This window comes from Rhodococcus gannanensis (genome assembly GCF_042681175.1).
In the GTDB taxonomy this organism is placed as follows: Bacteria; Actinomycetota; Actinomycetes; order Mycobacteriales; family Mycobacteriaceae; genus Rhodococcus_G; species Rhodococcus_G gannanensis.
Window position 1 is genome coordinate 99319 of record NZ_JBHUFB010000008.1, and the last position, 16831, is coordinate 116149.

Below are 16831 nucleotides of genomic sequence, written 5' to 3' on the forward strand. Positions count from 1 at the left end.
CCGGTTGAACAGGCGGTTGTCTAGGGTGCGGTGGGCTTCGGCGCGTCAGTCGCAGCGGGCGCACTGGTAGGGACCGCGATCCCCGCACCGGTGGTTGGGGCTGCACTCGGGGCGGTGGGCGGAGCAGCTGCGGGACTGGTCACGTCCGGATTCGTCGACTCCATTTATCAGAAGGATGTTGACGATCTAGTGAATCCGTGGGCGACGCCACGGACGCGGTCGTGGACACCGGCAAAGTCTTGGGAGGGCTGGTTGAGGATGGCTGGGATGCGGTCTTCTGAGGAACGTCTGGCTCGCCCTTTGGAATGGCCGGCACATGCGCGCGATCCAAAGTTTGTCACGAGCGTCATCGGCCTATCGGTAATTGTTGTCGTATCGGGATTCATGACGGCTGGCTCCGCGCTGACCGAGGGTTTCAGTGCGGCAACGCGCTACACCGCCTTGTTCTGCGTCCTTATGGTTCTGACGGTCGTGTTCGGGTTCGTACATCGCAGACAATCCCGAGGCGATGTCGATGTGCAGACCGTGTCGCACGGTGGGTCAGCGGTCACTCGAATTCGATACTCTGCACAGGTCCTCGGGTTGATATCTGCACTGATGGTGGCACTCGCCCTCTTCTGCGGTGGCGGGGCGGTCGAGATCTACCTGAACACGGACGGATTCCCGGGTGCCAGCATCATCTTCGGAGCGATCGGGGCCTTCTGCGCGGCCTTCCTGATTGCCCTGGTGGCCGGGCGGGTTCAGCGCGGTGCGTTGCTTCTCTCGCCGGAGGGAATTCGTCAGCGCGGCTGGAGTTTCGAATCCTACCTTCCGTGGAGTTCGGTGGCCGGTGTGGTGGCGGTCCACCACGGATTTCCTCAGACCCTGGTGATCGGCTATTCGAATGCGGAATGGGATCGCCGATACACGACGCGGCTCTTCAGGATCGACCGGCTGCCGAACTCTCCCTTGATAGAGATCGACACCAGGCAGTTCGCCTGCGATCCAGTGCTCCTGCATCACCTGGTGGCGTTCTACGTGGACAACCCTGCCGCACGTTGCGAACTCGGCACCGAGGTGGCGCTCGCCCGAATCCGAGCACGTGACTACCAACCGACGAAGCAATCTGGCTGAGGGGTGATCGAGTCAGCGTCGCTCGGCTGGCAGGAAATCCGGTTGGTGAACCCACCGGTCGAATCTTGACCTCGCGTGGCCGGCATCCGGCCGACACAGAAGGTCTTCAGGAATTCGGTCAACTCTGGGGAACTGCGTCGTGGGAACAGCGCAATCAGAGGTGCGAACAACGTCGCGATATAGTCACCGCACGTTCGATGGGGAGGGCGAATGAGGAAGTCTGTTGGGCTGTTGGCATGTGCAGCGGCCCTGGTTGCGGGGTGTGGGACGGTCAGTGGCCAGGCGGAGCCGGTCGGTTCGGCGGTCGGGGAATCGCCGTTCGAACCGTGCGACGACATTCCTGACGGCGTCATTCGTGAACTGGGGTTCGACCCGGCGACCGAGGCCCGGGACATCATGGGTGTGAAACAGCCTGGCCGGAACATCTGCTTCTGGAATGGCGGTGCCGGGTACCTGTCCGTGGAGTCGAATCTGGACGGATTGGCCGCCATCCGGCAAGACCCGAGCTTCCTCGACATCCGGGAGATCGACATCAGTGGGCAGTCGGGTCTCGCGTTCTCGCATGAGGGCTATCGCGAGGGAAGAAACTGCTACGCGGCAACAGAAACCGATGCAGGTCTGCTGATGGTGTCCGTGACGGTCGACCCGGTCAGCAGCAACGCGTGTCAGGCCGCGCATTCGGCGGCAGTCGCGTTCCTGACGTACACGTCCGAGTAGGGGATCCACGCCCATGGCAAACGGAATTGGATGGCGACAAGTCGTTGAGGCTGCCGGTGCGGGCGCCGTTGCACTCGACAGCGGCGTAGGGGCACGGTGCGCACAGCATTGTGACGCACTCATTGCGAAGCTGATGCAACTCCAGGAGCAAGCGCGACAACTCGGCAATTTCGATGGACTCGGTACGCTCCCGAGCGCTGTCGCGGTCGCTGACAAGTTCTCCCGATTGGCAGTCGGAGGCGAGTACTCGATGGTGCAGGCACTTGAGGATCACATCGTTGAAGTGCAGGCGATGAAGGACGTGTTCCTGCGGATCGAGGCTCAGTACGAGGCGGCGGATCAGGCGACCGCGGACAACATCGGGGCGATCGAATCGGGTATGTGACCCCGCCGGCTGGCTTGTCACGCCCCGAATATCGACAGCGGGACGTTGCCGATGGCAGCGAGCCCCCAAGCCAGTTGGCGAAGTGTCGCGGCACCCGAGTGCAACTGGTCGGCGAGGTCGTACCCGAGTGATATGAATTCACCCAGTTTGGCGTGAAACTGTTGGGATGCAGCGCCTTCCCACCGGCCAGCGTGCGTGCTGCCCTCGATGCCGGCAGTGTGAATCGCATCGGAAATGCGTGCTGCAAGTGAGTCCACATCCGCACTCACACCGAACAGCGTGTCGTGGTTCGACGTGACGATCATGCTCGCCATTCCCGATTCTCCCTGATTCCGCTATTCAGAAAAGCGTTGGCTCGGCCCGAGTCCCGTTACGCGCCTCCATGACGCGCGCGTTCCACCTTTCTACAAGCCACCGTTCGACGAGTTCGGGGGTGGTCTCGCCGACCGCCGCCCAGTGCTGCAGCAGTTCGAGGTAGCGGTCGTAGCGGCGTCGGGTGAACCCACTGACCGCCGGATCCTCCAGCCACCCCTGGTGAACGAGCGTCGACACGCCGTGCTGGTCGAGCAGTTGGGCACGACCGCCTGCGGACCGGATGTCGAGGGCCCACGCCAGCACCGTCGTCAGTGCGACCCCGACATTCGGCAGTGCCGGCCACCCCGAACTGCTCGTGTGGTCGTAGTCCGGCAACCGCTTGAGGCGGATCAGCTCGTCGATGGCCCCCATTGCCCCCGCGTACGGCTGCACGCCGTCGGCGACGAAACGGTTGGACAGGTCGGGGAAGCGGCGCGCACCACGTCGCCTGGTATGGCCGCTACGCCACGCCGCGCACAGGAACAGCAGCCCCAGTCCGTTGTGGCGGGCCTCGACCAGGTCGCTGCCCAGACGCAGATCGTTCCGGAGCACCGTCGCCTGTCCGTACTCGACGACCTTGCCGTCGTAGTTGCGGCCCCGAAGCCGGACGTCGTGCTCGGCCTCGCGCAGGTGCCGATTCCACCAGTCCAGGTCGACGAGGGCGTCGTCATCGAGCACGTGGATGTCGTACGTCCTGTTCCGGCACCACAGAACGCAGTCCTCGGGTGGCTCGAATCCCTCGTCGAACTGATGCATGCGACCGATGATGGCAGCGGGCACAGACAGGATCGAGAACGTGCGCCGTGCGTGTCGCGCCTCGCCATGGGCGGCATCGGGGTCGACGTATCCTCCGAGCGTGACGACCTCAACGCACACTGGGCGACGAATAGGTGTCTCCGGCCCGCACGGAACCGGCAAGACCACCCTGGTCGAGGAACTGTGTGCCCGACTGGACGGCTACACCCCGATCGACGAGCCGTACGTGCTGCTCGAAGAGGAGGGGTACGAGTTCGAGTATCCGCCGTCCGTCGCCGATTACCGCGCGCAGTTGCGGCGGTCACTGCGCTCCCTGCATGACTCCGGGAGCGGTGTCGTGTTCGACCGAACCCCGCTGGACTTCCTGGCTTACCTCACCGCCTGTGGCGTTGACCCGGAGGACACGGTTGACGTGGACCTGGTGAGGTCGGCGATGGCCACACTCGATCTCCTTATCGTGGTACCGATCACCGACGACACGGAGCTGCCGCCGGCCGAGTTTCCCCAGCTCGGGGCGGCCGTGAACCACGCACTCTTGGAGTTGGTGTACGACGATCCGCTACAGCTGTTCGAGGGCCTGCCCGTGGTCGAGTTGACCGGGCCGGTGGACCGGCGCGTCGAGACGGTGCTCGCCGCACTCCGACCTGACGTGGGCCCTCGATCTCCGAGCGCAGGACAGACGGACCTGTCGTAATCGCGCTGCGCGCGTGTTGCGCTCACGGCCCGCAACGCGAGAACGCTTGGTCAGTTCGGGGTGAGAACGATACGGCCGAACACTGTGCCGTCGTCCATCTGACGGTGCGCTTCGGCTGCCTTCTCCAGGGGGAGGACATCGTGCACGACGGCGTGCAGGTCGCCGCGGGCCGTGGCGGCGAACTGCGCAGCCCGCACGCGGTCTCGCTCCGCGACGGTGACGCTGTCGAGGCTGAACACGGAGAACGAGCGGGACTGCTGAAACGAGTTCATAAGCCTGATGCCGAAGTCTGCGGGCGGCGGACCTGCGACGAGTCCGACGAGGATCAGTCTGCCGTTCGGTGCGAGCCGGTCGATGAAGACCGGCAGGTCGTCGCCGGCGACGATGTCGATGATCACGTCGAAGGACTCCGGTGCGGACGGGTCGCCGGCGCCGGAGCGGTCGAGGACGTGGGTCGCGCCGAGGTCGAGGAGTCGCCGGCCGCGTTCGGATGAGGAGGTGGTGACGGCGATGGTGCTTGCGCCGCCGCGTGCGGCGAGTTCGACGGTGGCGATGCCGATGCTGCCCGCCGCGCCGCGCACGAGTACGGACTCGCCGGGCGCGAAGCGTGCATGTGCCAGCGCGAAATGCGCGACAGTGGCGGAACTTCCGGCGGTGACCGCATTGATCGACGTCAGGTCGTCGGGCAGCGCGACGATGTCCTCGACCCGGGCGACAGCCTGCTCGACGTACCCGCCACCGGTGCCCGTGAACGCCCACACCCGGCGCCCGACCCAGGAGGCGTCGACGCCGTCTCCGACCGCCGTCACCACGCCGGCGACCTCGCTGCCGGGGATCAGGCCCTCGGTGAATCCGTAGCCCGCGAGGGTGCCCCGGCGGATGACGGCGTCCACGCCGCCGACCCCGATCGCCTCGGTGTCCAGGACGACCTGTCCGGGTTCGGGTGCCGGCGCGGGGAGGTCGATCACCTCCATGCCGTCCGGGTCGCCGAATCGCCTGATCGCTATCGCTCGCATGGGTGGCTCCATTTCTGTTGCGCCGGTAAGGTTCTCTCGCGAACGTAGTGGACGGTCCCGTCCACTTAGGGGAAGTGAGAGTCATGACCGACCAACTGCCTCACATGCTGCGGGCCGATGCCCAGGACAACCGCGACCGCGTGATGGACGCCGCGAAGGCACTGTTCTCCGAGCACGGGCTGGCGGTCACGATGCGCGAGATCGCGCGCCGCGCCGGGGTCGGGCCCGCGACCCTGTATCGCCGGTTTCCGACCAAGCAGGCCCTCGTCGAGGAGGCCTTCGCGCAGGAACTGAGGTCCTGCCGCGACATCGTCGACGACGGTGCCGCGGACCCGGACCCGTGGCTGGGCTTCTGTTCGGTCATCGAACGGACCGTCGTCCTCAACGTCCGCAATCACGGTTTCGTCGAGGCGTTCATGTCCGAGGACCGGGAGGCCGGCGGCTTCGCTGTGCACCGCGCGACGTTGTTCCGCAAGGTCGCCGCACTGGCCCGGCGGGCTCAGGCGGCAGGGGGGCTGCGCAGGGACTTCGTCATCGACGACGTCGTCCTCGTACTGGTCGCCGCCCGCGGCCTGGCGTCGCTACCGCTCGACACTCGGCCGACGGCGGCCCGCCGGTACGCCGCGCTCGCGATCGACGGTTTCCGGGCATCGACCGCCCACGGGAGGCTCCCGCGCGCCCCGAAACTCGGCGCCGCGGTCACGACCGGACGGGCGAAGAAGCCGTCGTAGTCGCGGTGTGTCAAGACGCCTCGAACCGGGCCTCGACGTCGGCGACAATGGTGATCCGGTCGGGTTCGAGCATCAGCTCGGGTCCGCCGGCGGCGCCGTCCAGAGGTGCCGCGACGGCCCGCATCATCGGCGCCCCGAGCGGGCGGGCGGGGGCGGGCGGAGCCACGCCGAGCATGCCGGGATCGGCGATCGCGACCGCCTGGAACGCACCGAACCCGAGGCTCTCGGTGTAGCCCTGTGCCTTGGTGATCGCGTCCAGCACCGCGAGGTGCCGCACCTTCGCGAGCCGTCGCGCCTCGGCCTTGCGACTCACCCACCACCGCAGGTGCTCGACGTTGACGGCGTCGCTCTCTGCGGCGCGCTCGACGAACCCGCCGATGCCGCGGAAGTCGGTGAATGTCACCGTGATCGATGCCGACGACTGGTACACCCACGGCTTCGACTTGCCGCTCTGGCTGTACGGGCGGTGCCGGGTGTGCCGGATCTCGTCGAGAGTCCACCGCTTGATCGGGCTGTCGTCCTGCTCGCGCAGCGCGATCACCTGCTCGGTGACGGAGGCGATCGCCGCGGCCGCCGGTTCGGACGCGGCCTCCCGCGTCGCGCCGTCCGCGTGCACCCGCAGGACCACGGTGCAGCGGTTCGGGGCGAACTCGCGTTCGGCATGGCCGGTGACGGTGATCGCGATCGACTGCTGGCTCATGTGGCCAGTGTGCCAGCGTCGGCGAACGCGGCGAGCAGCATCCGGGCCGTCGTCGCGATCAGCGCGTCACGGTCCGACCCGGGTGGGCGCAGCAGCGCGATCCGCGAGCAGAGGCTGGCGGTGGCGCCCATCGTGATGAAGACGAGGTCGTCGAGGGCCCGGTCGTCGAGGTCGGGGCGCAACCTGGCGGGGATGATCCGTGCGAGCGGCAGCAGTGGTCCTTCGACTTCTGCCCACGCGTCGCCGAACGCGCTCTCCGCGGACGAGTACGACGCGCGCATCACGGCGGCGTGCGCCTCGAACGCCGACGTCAGTGCCTCGACGACCGTCACCATCGCGTCGAACGGCGACTGGTCCATCGCGCGGCCGATGCTGCTCGACAGTCGGGTGGTGATGTCGTGGACGGCGGCCAGGCGCAGTTCCTCGACGATGGCGTCCATGTCCGCGAAGTACCGATAGACGGTGCCGATGCTGACGTGGGCGTGGTCGGCCAACGCGGTGGTGCTGGGCCTGGTGCCGGGGTTGCGCTCAAGAAGCGTGAGTGCAGAGGTGAGGATCCGGCCACGCATCTCCCGTCCGCGTTGCTGGATAGGTGAGCGTCGTGCGGTCCTACTTGCCATTTCATCCCCTTGGGCGCGACCTTCTGAAAGTGAATAGTAAGTGAGGATTCCTCGTGTTTACATGAATCGCATGGACCGACCGATACCCCACGACCTCGTCAACGCCGACCTCGCGCTGCGCCGCCACGGCGACGCCGGCCGCGTGTGGCTCGACGGGATGTGGGAGGCCGATCCACTGGCCGATGCGGTGGTCGAGGATGTGTTCGGGGGATCGTCGGCCACCGCAGCGGTGCGCGCCGCCCTGACCGGTGGGATCGACTCCGTCCCCGATGCCCCGCAGTCGCTGCGGGACCTGTTCGCGTTCCTCGACGACGAACCAGACTGGCTCGACCACGACAGCCTCGACCGCGCCGCCGACGCGCTCATCCGCAACAGCGCCGTGATGGGCATGGTCCTCGGGGCCGCCTCCCTGGTCCGTGGCGCTGGGAACACCATCGCCGGGAAGCCGCTCGCGCTCACCGGTCGCTACGCCAGCGAGCCCGCCATCCGGTCCGTGGAGGTGGGGGAGTGGCTGCGGCACGTCATCTCCCGCGGAGGAATGCGAAGGGGCGGAGCCGGTTTCGAGTACACCGTGCGCGTCCGCATCATCCACGCGCACGTCCGTCGCGGTATCCGGCTCAGTGGGCAGTGGGACGAGGCGGCGTGGGGTGTGCCGATCCCGCAGCCGTACATGGCGTTCACCATCGCCGAGTTCGGGCACATCGCCAACGAAGCCATGCACGGGCTCGGGGTCCGCTTCACCGACCGCGAACTCGCCGACATCTACCACCTGTGGCGGTACGTCGGGCACGTCGTCGGCATGAGTGAGGCGCTGAACCCGCACACCGAGGCCGACCACGTCCGCGTCGAGGAGCTGTACCGGCTCACCTCGCCGGGCCCCGGCGACGACGACCGTGAGTTCGTCGTCGCGCTCACCGAGGACTACCTCGCGCCCGAGCTGGCGAACCTCCTGCCGGGCAACGAGAAAATGCGGAAAGCGTTGGCCGTCAAGCTGATGTACGGGTTGCAGCGCGTGTTCATCGGCGACAAGGATGCCGACGCCCTGCGAATCCCCGACAGTCCGATCAAGCACGTGCTCCGCCGCGTCGGACCTGTGCTCGCATTGGTCGGACGCGCCCAACAGTTCCGTGTCTCCGATCAGGAAGCGGCCACGGCGGAGGCCTACCGGGTGCGCGACTCGGAGATGGCGCGGATGCGAGCGTCGTACCGCGTCGAGCACGACCTCGTGGACGCCGCTCCCCACTGATCCCCCTGTGCGGCTGAACGTCACGTTCATGCCTGTAGATCGTGTGAAGGGGACGTTCAGCCATTCGCGGAGGATGCTGCGCCGTGTCTGGCTGAACGTGGCGTTCAGCGGATGTGGGGTGTGTGCCGCGTCGGGGTGAAGGTGGCGTTCGTTCGGGTGAGTGAGATGAACGTGGCGTTCAGCCTTGTTGCGAGTTAGCGCAAATATGCGCTAATGTTCCGAACAGTTGAAAGGGGGCCACGATGCTCACATTCCTGAACTCGACGGCGTTCACCGCGTTCGGTGCGCCGACCACCTGGGCCGAGGTCATCGGCTTCGTCACCGGCGCCTGGTGCGTCTACCTCGTCGGGCGGCAGTCGCTGTGGAACTGGCCGATCGGCATCGCGAACAACCTCGTCTGGATCCTGCTGTTCGCGACCGCCGGTCTCTACGCGGACTCCGGACTGCAGGTTGTCTACATCGCACTCGCCCTGTGGGGGTGGAGCAACTGGACCCGCGGACGTGACGGCGGTGCGCTGCACGTCACCGGCACCAGCGGCGGCCAGTGGGCGATGCTCGCCGCGGTCGGCATCGCAGGCACCGCCGCGCTGACAATCCTGCTCGACACGGCGACAAGCTCGACGGTGCCGTTCTGGGACGCCGTCACCACCGTGCTGTCGTTGCTCGCGACGTGGGGGCAGGCGAAGAAGAAGTGGGAATCGTGGCTGCTGTGGATCGCCGCCGACCTGATCTACATCCCCCTGTACTTCCACAAGGGGCTCACGTTGACGGCCCTGCTGTACATCGGGTTCCTGCTGCTGTGCATCCGCGGACTCGTCGCCTGGCGTCGTAGCCGTGTCGCCGCCACCGACTACGCCGCGGTGGCGTGATGTACCGGCACGCGCTCGTCATCGGCAAGTTCTACCCACCCCACGCCGGGCACCACCACCTCGTGCGGTCCGCCGAGGAGGTCGCAGAGCAGGTGACGGTGCTGGTGATGGCGTCGGCAGCGGAGTCGATACCGTTGGCGGACAGGGTGTCCTGGATGCAGGCAGCGCATTCGGCGGTCACCGTCACCGGGGTCGTGTGCGACGCGCCGATGGACCTCGGCTCCGACACGGTGTGGGCGGCGCAGGTGGCGTGCATGCGGGCCGCGGTCCGCCGCGTCACCGGTGTCCCCGTCGACGCGATCGTCTCCAGCGAGAAGTACGGAGACGAACTGGCGCACCGGTTCTCGGCCGTCCACGTCAGCATCGACCCGGAACGGGTCGCGTACCCGGTGTCTGGGACGGCGTGTCGCGCCGACCTCGTCGCCCGCTGGGACGACCTCGCCGACGCCACCCGTGCCGGCCTCGCCACCCGCATCGTCGTCGTCGGTGCCGAATCCACCGGCACCACCACCGTCAGCCGCGCCGTCGCCGAGCACTACCGGGCCCGGGGCGGGGTGTGGACGCGGACGCAGTGGGTGCCCGAGTACGGGCGGCAGGCCACCGTCGACAAGCTCGACGACGCGCAGCGCAGCAACCCGGACGTGACGATGGACGACCTGGTGTGGACCGGCGACGACTTCGCCCGGATCGCCGCCGAACAGAGCAGGCTCGAGGACGACGCGGCGCGTCGCGGTTCGCCGGTGCTGATCTGCGACACCGACGCGTTCGCCACCACCGTGTGGGAACGCCGCTATCTCGGCGAGTGCGGGGGACACGCCGTCGCGCCGGATCGTAGGGCGCTGTACCTGCTCACCGACCACGTCGGAGTTCCGTTCGTGCAGGACGGGATTCGCGACGGCGAGCACATCCGCGCCGACATGACCGGCTGGTTCGAGGACGCGCTCACGGACGCGGGACGGTCGTGGGTGCTCCTGCCGGGCAGCCTCGAAGAGCGTGTCGAGTTGGCGGTGCGGGTGATCGATCAGGCGCTGCGGCTGAACCTGGCGTTCGGCGACCCGCTGTAGCTGGGTCGGTTCTCGTGTGGCGCATTCGATCCGCCCGGCCACCGACGTGCTTTGCCTCCTGGTCTTCCGGTCTACAGGACGTTCTGCACACATATGCACAACCGGGTAGGGGTGGGTGTGCGCCGGTGTCGGAAGGGTGCAGTACCCTCCGGCCAGGGAATCAACACCTGGGGGGCGTTGTGTCGGTGAAGGTTGACCCGGACAAGCTGCGATCGTTCGCGGATTCGGTGTCGGGGGTGTCGAGGTCGCTGGCGTCGGTCGACGTGAGTTCGCCGTTCGCCGAGGCGCAGGGTGCGCTGCCCGGTACCACGTTCGGCGATGCGTGTACGGCCGGATTCGATGCAGGCGCTCTAGGGCTACGCAATGTGTGCCGCAGACTGAGCGAGGTTGCGCGGATCGCACGCGGCAACGCAGACGGCTACGACGTAACCGAGGCCACCTTCACCGGTGCGCTTCACGCGATGGATGTGCCCGCGTGACTCTGACGGTCTCGCAGGTCAGTTCGTGGGATCCTGCGGCGCTGGTTGCGGCGGCTGACGGTTTGGTTGCGGTCGCGGAGACAACCCGACGCAGTATGCACAGTCTGACGGCTGAGCAGGATGCACTGGCCGACACGTGGCGTGGCAGCGCTGCAACGGCCGCGGCAGAACGTGTCGTGCAGGAGGACCGACTGGGTCGCGGAGTTGCGGAAGGCATCGATTCTGTCTCCGATGCGCTGCGCCGTAGCTCAGGTGCGGTCGAGGCTGCGCGTGATCATCTCATCCGGACAGTGACGGCGGCCCGAACAGCGGGGTTCACCGTTGCAGACGACGGCACTGTCGACGCCAGTGGACTGCTCGTGGTTGTTGCCGGTGCCGCTGTGTCCGACGCGGGTGAGCGGCTACGGCAGGAGGCACTGGATCTCACTTACGCGACGACCGATGCGCTGCGCCAGGCTGGAGATGCAGCTGCTGACGCGGAGCGGTCACTGCGGGTAGCGATCGCGGCGCTTGAAGATGCCGGTTCTGCCGCGAAGCCGGGGACCGTGTCGAAGGGCAAGCAGGACGAGTTCACGTGGATGCCGGACGTCCCGGCCACCGCTGCCGCATCCTCGATCGGACTTGTGACCGATGCGACTAGTGCGGGATTGGCGAGCGCGGCGACGGCTACTGGCGATGACCTTGCACGGACGATCGGGCGCGGGCTCGGACCGTTCGGCGCCGCGCTCGGGACGGTCCCGGCCGTTGTCAATGACATCGAGGGTGGAATGGACCCGACGGAGGCGATCGTCACTGAGGGTGCGGGTGCCGCAGCGGGCCTGATCGCGAGCATCGGGGCCGGTGCCGCCGTTGGTTCGATCTTTCCGGGTGCTGGGACGGGGGTGGGCGTAGTGGTTGGAGTCGTTGCTGGAGGCGGTGTCGGCTGGGCCGTATCCAAAGTGGGTCAGTTGATATGGGAGTGAGATTTGACCGGGCGATGGGCAATTGGCCTCCGGCGTTTGAAGTCTTCTGGATCAAGAGGAGGAAGCGGGCATGAAGGCGCAGCAAGGCGATTCACGTGACAGCCTCCCACTGCCCTCGTGGCCGCAGCGATTGCACTACGGATGGCTGACGTGCGCGCTGGTGCTATCTGCCCCAGCCGCGGCTGGGGCGCTGGCCGTGGTCGATTTCGTGCGTTCGGGAGACAACCTCGCGAGTTTGGGCATGGCAGGCATGGTGCTTGCCTTGGTCGGGTTCGTCGTTCTCAACTGCCGATTCGGCGGAATCCGTTTTGTGGGACTTTCCCGGCGGATCACAACGCGTCCGGAGACGGCCGGAGAACGGGGAATCGTGGTTCCGGCCGTTCGGGGACTTGCCGTCACCTTTGGCGCGACTATGGCTGCGCTGGCAACGTATGGATTGCTTTCTGCCGTAACTTATTACCTTGGCAATCCCAGCGCACTGCTGCCTGAGGGTCGACAGACGGAGGGTGCCGCGAACTTCATGGCGGTCATCGGTGTTGCCTCGGCGGCAATCGCTGTGCTGATCTTGGTTGGGCGCTCACGAACGCAGTTGGTCATCTCGCCGGGGGGACTCCACCGACAGACACGGGAATGGCGGAAATTGACTTTTGTCCGAGCCGATTGGTTCGTCGCGTGGGACGACATCGTCGACATTGAAGCCAGTGTCAACGTCGTCCACACGGCAATGATCGACTTGGAGGTTCCGAGAATCATCGTTCGGCCGCGAGACGCCGTTCCGGCCGATGTCCAACTCCAACTCGACTCGGCCGACTACGTCACGATTGTCACGTCACAGTTCGTCGCGGAACCGAACATGCTGATCGATCTTCTGCGGCACATGAAGGACAACCCAGACCAGCGAGAGATCGTCGCGGTGCCTGACGCGCGTGAGTTGCTGCGCCCCCCGCCGCTCCGTGAACGGCTCCGGGTGGCGCGCATCGGACAGACGAAGGTGCCACATGCTGGCCACTGACAACTCGGCGCTGACAATCGCCGAGTACCTTGCGTCCAATCATGTGACCGTCGAGTCGGTCGTCGACCGTATCGCATCGATACCGGTTCTGCCCGGATGGTCAGAGCTTCCTGCTGATCAGTTTCCGGGTGCTTCTCAGGTGCTTGTCTGCACAGGCGCGACCGCCTCCGGGTTCACGCCCAATGCAGTTCTGACACACGGCAGGTTGTCCGATGCGGTGAACCCCGAGGAACTCCTCGATTGTGCGTTCACCGACTCGAGGCGGCTACCCGACTGGTGCGACATCGAAACTTCGCGGGTACCGTACGGACACCTGCAGTCCGCGTTCATTCGCGGGACATTCGTCATCGATGACTGGATCCTCGATGCCACCACGCGTTACGTTCTCAGCGTGGCGATGGACGACATCCACCTAACCCAACTGACCGTTACGACTCTCGCCAGTCGTGACGAGGATCTGGAGATGGACGTCACGGTCATCAACTTGGGACTTACCGCGCTGTGTTCCAGGTAGGGGCAAGGGTGCGGAAGTCGTTGCGGCCACTGCCGCCGCCGGAGCGGTCCCATGCGGCACGACCGAAACAGAGGACACAGTGACCATGACCGGTGCCGGCGAGTCGATCGCCGAGTATCTCACCACCAGATCCGTTGTCGTGGAGCCGTACACGGGTGCGGTGTCGATCCCCGTCCTTCCGGGATGGTCGGAGGCTGCGCCCGATCAGTTCCCGGGTGCGGCGCAGGTCGTGGCGTGCCCGGCGTCGACGAGTGCCGGTTTCACGGCAAACGCCGTGCTGTCCCAAGCCCGACTGGACGGCCACTTCGACGTCTTCGACCTGCTGTCCTGCGCGTTCGTCGACTCGCGCAGGCTGCCGTTCTGGTGTGACATCGTGACGTCGCGGGCACCGTTCGGGCGGGCGCCGTCCGCGTTCATCCGCGGAACCTACGTCGCTGGCGACTGGAATCTCGACGTGACGACGCGCTACGTCATCACCGGCAACCCCGCTGACACGTGGCTCACGCAGCTCACCGTCACCACCCTCGCCGACCGGGGGGACGAGCTCGAAGCCGACGTGGCGGCGCTCAATCGGGGCCTGCGGTTCCGGGGACAGGCCCGCGTGTCAGCAGCTCGCGGTCTCGCCGATCTTGACCGCTGACAGCATGGCCTCGCCCTCGGTGACCGGTGCACCGGGCAGGGGTGTCTGACCGACGACAATCCAGTTGGAGTCGACGATCTGGCTGCGGCCGGCGCCCGTGGCATCGGTGCTCCGGGAGAAGAAGACACCCGCCTCCTGGATGAGGTTCTGCGCCGACTGAAGGTTCATGCACACGACACTCGGCATGACCGCCGCCACCACGGGTGCCGGGGCGGCCGCCGGTATTGGATCCGCCGTTGTCACGGGAGCCGGCGGCAATGCGACTGTCGTCAGCAGTGCGGGCGTCGTGCGCACGGCGCTCGTGGTGCTCGACGGGTCGCTCGCGGTGTCCGCGGTGTCGCTGCTGCCGCAGCCGGCGACGACCACCGCAGTGAGTGCCGCAGTCGAGACGATTCCCGCGACCCGCAGTGCCCGTGAGCGACTCGGCGACTCCGACGCTCGGCGGTTCGGGACGCGTGCGGGCAGGGCGGACGGATGGCGGCGCATGATGATCCTCGTGGTGAGTGGGCTGAAAGTGGCTACTCCCGAGGCCCTTACGCTCCGCATACGCGGAACCGGCGCTCGTAGCCGGAGACGGTGACGTCACCGTACATCGAGGTTCGGACAATGCTGTGCCACTGTGTCATTCGGGCGAATGACCGATCATTTCGGGTTGCGGCACGAATCGATCTCGTGCTTCCAGAGATTCGTGGCGAGTGAACTGATCACCACGTTCGCCACGAAGCTGGTTCCCGAATGGCCCATCCAGTCGGTCAGGCTGACCGGATGGGCCATTCGGGAAAGCAGGCGAGGGTTGTCAGCGGGCGCCGAGCGCCTTCACGGGAAGCGACTCGTCGCGGGTGAGGGAGAAGAAGTACGGCCGCTCGGAACCGCGTAGGTCCATCCACCCGATGACGGTGGTGTCGGAGATGCGGCGGAACACGTCGTTGATGGGGTGGGCGTCGTAGATCATGGTGGCGGTGTCGGTGCCGCGGAAGTGGGTGGTGCGCAGCCGCGCCTTCGGCTTCCGCGTCGCGACAGCCGGGCGGGTGAGGGTGACGAGCTTCGAGAGGTCCTTGCCTTCGAAGGACGGCACGATCGGGTGCATCAGCAGATTGAAGGGGATCCGCGCCGGGTCGAGCGCCCACAGTGAGCGTCCGTCGGCGGCGGGGAACAGCAGTGGATGCACCGTCTCGGCGTCCACGAACTGTTTGCCCCACCAGCCGCTCGCGTCGAGCATGCCGTCCATCTTGTTGCCGGTGCGCAGCTCGGCGCCGCGCCAGGTGCCGATCATGAAGTCCGGGTCGGCGGGTGGGGCGTCGTCGAACACCGCCTGCGCGTCCTCGACCGCCGCGCGCTGCTCGGCGATGATCTGCTCGGCTACCGACATCCTGACCTCCCGATCGTTGGCTGCCGCACATTCTGCCGATCCGGCCGGGAAGAGGGAATGACCGAGGCGAGCGGATCTCGGGACCACAACGTCGCGTGTCAGGCCACGTAGGATCCCGAACCACACCTGCGACCTCGAACACTCGACAGGACCGGAGCGCGCCCGGGCACACCGGATCCGACGCGGCGATTGATCGGACGTCTCAGGCGACGAGATCCTGGTACTCGGGATGCTTCACGACGTACGCGTCCACGTAGGAGCACGAGGTTCGGATGCGCAGCCCCTCGGCGCGCGTGGTGTCGAGCGCGGCCCGGACGAGTGCGCCCGCGAGGCCCTGGCCCCGGAATGCCGGCTCGGTGACCGTGTGGTCGAAGTCCCGTATGCCGCCGTGCTCGGTGTACTCGGCGTACGCGGCGACCTGGCCGTCGACGAGGATCTCGAAACGGTTGTTCTCGGGCCGGTGCTCGATGACGTGCGACACGGTCGTCCTTTCGTCGGGGTACCCACCACGCTACGGCGTGCGTCCACGTCAGTGACAACAGCCCGGACGGTGTGCCTGTTCCGTCGCTTCGGGTCGGAACACCGGTCACGGCGATGCAGCCGCCCGACGAGGCGCTGTCCGTCAGCCGACCCGAATCGTGTCGCCGTCGAGCCTCGATGCGAACGCCGCGAGATCGGTGACCTGATGCAGCCAGGTGGGCTTGTCTATCGAGGTGGACTCCAGCAGTCGCACCGCCTCGGCTGCGACGAGGGCGGTGGCGAGTGACTGGCCGTGGCCGGACGCCGACACCGTTCCCGACGCGCCGCGGGCGGCGACCACCCACATGTCACTGCCCGGCATCGCGCCCGCGGGTACCCAGCGCGCCGCCCACGGAACCCAGGTCAGGGCGGCCAACCCGGCGGTGGCGAACCTGGAGTCGAGGCGCAGGTGTGTGCGCACCGGAGTCCCGAGGTCCGTGGTCAGGCGGTGCTGGTCCGCGAAATCGGTTCGCAGGACGGGGAATCGGGAGTAGCCGGGCAGGGCGAACCGCGTGGGCTTCGTGTAGTTGCGAACGCGGAAACCGTCGGGATCGTCGAAATGGCGTCCGGCCAGACCGTAGGTCCACGCGGTCGCGGCGGCGCCGTGCGACTCGCCCGCGCCGAGACCGATCGCGATGTCGACCGGGCCGCCACCTCGCGCCGCCTCCACCGCGAGCAGGCTCGACAGGCCGGGCGCGATGCCGACACCGAGCAGGACCGGACCCGACACCGCTTCGAGGGCGGTCGCGTATGCGGAGGTCGCGGTGATGTCGACGAACGGGATGCCGCGCCCGGCGACTGCGGCGGCGAGCGCCGGGTCCTCGAGGCCGGCGCAGTTCACGACGACGTCGACCCCGTCGACGGCCGCGTCGACCGGTGCCGCGAGGTCGATCACTCGGTCTGCCCGCGCCGGGTCGCGACCGGCCGCGAGTGCCGTGACACCCGTCGACCGCAACGCCGACACCAGGTGTGTTCCGACGGCCCCGTAGCCGCCGAGGACGAGCACGGTCGTCATGGCCCCTCCAATCGCTAGAGTATAGCTCTAGTGCCTGACTCTAGAGCTAGACTCTC

The 16831-nt window shown here is 67.0% G+C and carries 23 protein-coding genes; 14 read left to right on the top strand and 9 right to left on the bottom strand.

Annotated features, from left to right (window positions below; all coding sequences use genetic code 11):
* Nucleotides 1-267: 267 nt before the first annotated feature.
* The 3 genes from ACFSJG_RS06195 to ACFSJG_RS06205 all read left to right on the top strand — a co-directional run bounded on the left by ACFSJG_RS06195 (nt 268) and on the right by ACFSJG_RS06205 (nt 2215).
* Nucleotides 268-1113, top strand: a complete 846-nt coding sequence (locus ACFSJG_RS06195) for a hypothetical protein (RefSeq protein ID WP_378484340.1) — start codon at nt 268-270, stop codon at nt 1111-1113.
* 210 nt (nt 1114-1323) lie between these two features.
* The gene (locus ACFSJG_RS06200) at nt 1324-1830 is read left to right on the top strand and encodes a DUF3558 family protein (protein ID WP_378484341.1); all 507 of its coding nucleotides are present in this window, start codon (nt 1324-1326) and stop codon (nt 1828-1830) included.
* A 13-nt stretch (nt 1831-1843) separates the two neighbouring features.
* Nucleotides 1844-2215, top strand: a complete 372-nt coding sequence (locus ACFSJG_RS06205) for a hypothetical protein (RefSeq protein ID WP_378484342.1) — start codon at nt 1844-1846, stop codon at nt 2213-2215.
* A 17-nt stretch (nt 2216-2232) separates the two neighbouring features.
* On the opposite strand, the gene ACFSJG_RS06210 is transcribed toward ACFSJG_RS06205, so the two are convergent.
* Together ACFSJG_RS06210 and ACFSJG_RS06215 are read right to left on the bottom strand one after the other, a co-directional pair.
* The gene (locus ACFSJG_RS06210; RefSeq protein WP_378484343.1) at nt 2233-2529 is read right to left on the bottom strand and encodes a WXG100 family type VII secretion target; all 297 of its coding nucleotides are present in this window, start codon (nt 2527-2529) and stop codon (nt 2233-2235) included.
* A 25-nt stretch (nt 2530-2554) separates the two neighbouring features.
* On the bottom strand, nt 2555-3325 hold the full coding sequence (locus ACFSJG_RS06215; protein WP_378484344.1) for an 8-oxoguanine DNA glycosylase OGG fold protein: 771 nt from the start codon (nt 3323-3325) through the stop codon (nt 2555-2557).
* Nucleotides 3326-3425: 100 nt separating this feature from the next.
* On the opposite strand from ACFSJG_RS06215, the gene ACFSJG_RS06220 reads away from it, so the two are divergent.
* The gene (locus ACFSJG_RS06220; RefSeq protein ID WP_378484345.1) at nt 3426-4019 is read left to right on the top strand and encodes an AAA family ATPase; all 594 of its coding nucleotides are present in this window, start codon (nt 3426-3428) and stop codon (nt 4017-4019) included.
* Nucleotides 4020-4069: 50 nt separating this feature from the next.
* Here the strand turns inward: ACFSJG_RS06220 and ACFSJG_RS06225 are convergent, their stop codons facing one another.
* Nucleotides 4070-5035, bottom strand: coding sequence for a zinc-dependent alcohol dehydrogenase family protein (locus ACFSJG_RS06225; RefSeq protein WP_378484346.1), 966 nt, complete (start codon nt 5033-5035; stop codon nt 4070-4072).
* An 83-nt stretch (nt 5036-5118) separates the two neighbouring features.
* On the opposite strand from ACFSJG_RS06225, the gene ACFSJG_RS06230 reads away from it, so the two are divergent.
* A complete protein-coding gene (locus ACFSJG_RS06230; RefSeq protein WP_378484347.1) occupies nt 5119-5766 on the top strand; it encodes a TetR/AcrR family transcriptional regulator in 648 nt (215 codons plus the stop codon).
* A 10-nt stretch (nt 5767-5776) separates the two neighbouring features.
* On the opposite strand, the gene ACFSJG_RS06235 is transcribed toward ACFSJG_RS06230, so the two are convergent.
* Nucleotides 5777-6466, bottom strand: a complete 690-nt coding sequence (locus tag ACFSJG_RS06235) for an SIMPL domain-containing protein (RefSeq protein ID WP_378484348.1) — start codon at nt 6464-6466, stop codon at nt 5777-5779.
* Entirely contained in the window at nt 6463-7035 is a 573-nt protein-coding gene (locus ACFSJG_RS06240; RefSeq protein WP_378484447.1) for a TetR/AcrR family transcriptional regulator, read from the bottom strand. Before ACFSJG_RS06240 ends, ACFSJG_RS06235 begins: the two co-directional genes overlap by 4 nt.
* A gap of 121 nt (nt 7036-7156) precedes the next feature.
* On the opposite strand from ACFSJG_RS06240, the gene ACFSJG_RS06245 reads away from it, so the two are divergent.
* The 8 genes from ACFSJG_RS06245 (at nt 7157) to ACFSJG_RS06280 (ending at nt 13872) form a co-directional block, all read left to right on the top strand.
* On the top strand, nt 7157-8332 hold the full coding sequence (locus ACFSJG_RS06245) for an oxygenase MpaB family protein (RefSeq protein WP_378484349.1): 1176 nt from the start codon (nt 7157-7159) through the stop codon (nt 8330-8332).
* 242 nt (nt 8333-8574) lie between these two features.
* A complete protein-coding gene (pnuC, locus tag ACFSJG_RS06250) occupies nt 8575-9201 on the top strand; it encodes a nicotinamide riboside transporter PnuC (RefSeq protein ID WP_378484350.1) in 627 nt (208 codons plus the stop codon).
* On the top strand, nt 9201-10265 hold the full coding sequence (locus tag ACFSJG_RS06255) for an AAA family ATPase (protein WP_378484351.1): 1065 nt from the start codon (nt 9201-9203) through the stop codon (nt 10263-10265). Before pnuC ends, ACFSJG_RS06255 begins: the two co-directional genes overlap by 1 nt.
* A 185-nt stretch (nt 10266-10450) precedes the next feature.
* Complete coding sequence (locus ACFSJG_RS06260; RefSeq protein ID WP_378484352.1) at nt 10451-10744, top strand: hypothetical protein; 294 nt, start codon at nt 10451-10453, stop codon at nt 10742-10744.
* Nucleotides 10741-11706 carry a WXG100 family type VII secretion target gene (locus ACFSJG_RS06265; RefSeq protein ID WP_378484353.1) on the top strand — a complete coding sequence of 322 codons (966 nt, stop codon included), beginning with the start codon at nt 10741-10743 and terminating at the stop codon, nt 11704-11706. Before ACFSJG_RS06260 ends, ACFSJG_RS06265 begins: the two co-directional genes overlap by 4 nt.
* A 70-nt stretch (nt 11707-11776) precedes the next feature.
* Nucleotides 11777-12718 carry a hypothetical protein gene (locus ACFSJG_RS06270; RefSeq protein ID WP_378484354.1) on the top strand — a complete coding sequence of 314 codons (942 nt, stop codon included), beginning with the start codon at nt 11777-11779 and terminating at the stop codon, nt 12716-12718.
* A complete protein-coding gene (locus ACFSJG_RS06275) occupies nt 12705-13232 on the top strand; it encodes an LpqN/LpqT family lipoprotein (protein ID WP_378484355.1) in 528 nt (175 codons plus the stop codon). The genes ACFSJG_RS06270 and ACFSJG_RS06275 overlap by 14 nt, the downstream gene beginning before the upstream one ends.
* An 85-nt stretch (nt 13233-13317) precedes the next feature.
* Entirely contained in the window at nt 13318-13872 is a 555-nt protein-coding gene (locus tag ACFSJG_RS06280; RefSeq protein WP_378484356.1) for an LpqN/LpqT family lipoprotein, read from the top strand.
* Here the strand turns inward: ACFSJG_RS06280 and ACFSJG_RS06285 are convergent.
* Nucleotides 13837-14040 carry a calcium-binding protein gene (locus ACFSJG_RS06285; RefSeq protein WP_378484357.1) on the bottom strand — a complete coding sequence of 68 codons (204 nt, stop codon included), beginning with the start codon at nt 14038-14040 and terminating at the stop codon, nt 13837-13839. The genes ACFSJG_RS06280 and ACFSJG_RS06285 overlap by 36 nt on opposite strands.
* On the opposite strand from ACFSJG_RS06285, the gene ACFSJG_RS06290 reads away from it, so the two are divergent.
* Nucleotides 14039-14452, top strand: coding sequence for a hypothetical protein (locus ACFSJG_RS06290; protein ID WP_378484358.1), 414 nt, complete (start codon nt 14039-14041; stop codon nt 14450-14452). The genes ACFSJG_RS06285 and ACFSJG_RS06290 overlap by 2 nt on opposite strands.
* Before the next feature lie 216 nt (nt 14453-14668).
* On the opposite strand, the gene ACFSJG_RS06295 is transcribed toward ACFSJG_RS06290, so the two are convergent.
* The 3 genes from ACFSJG_RS06295 to ACFSJG_RS06305 all read right to left on the bottom strand — a co-directional run bounded on the left by ACFSJG_RS06295 (nt 14669) and on the right by ACFSJG_RS06305 (nt 16775).
* Complete coding sequence (locus ACFSJG_RS06295; RefSeq protein ID WP_378484359.1) at nt 14669-15241, bottom strand: DUF4334 domain-containing protein; 573 nt, start codon at nt 15239-15241, stop codon at nt 14669-14671.
* Nucleotides 15242-15443: 202 nt separating this feature from the next.
* Nucleotides 15444-15722, bottom strand: coding sequence for a GNAT family N-acetyltransferase (locus tag ACFSJG_RS06300; RefSeq protein ID WP_378484360.1), 279 nt, complete (start codon nt 15720-15722; stop codon nt 15444-15446).
* A gap of 141 nt (nt 15723-15863) precedes the next feature.
* On the bottom strand, nt 15864-16775 hold the full coding sequence (locus tag ACFSJG_RS06305) for a hypothetical protein (RefSeq protein WP_378484361.1): 912 nt from the start codon (nt 16773-16775) through the stop codon (nt 15864-15866).
* Nucleotides 16776-16831 lie beyond the last annotated feature (56 nt).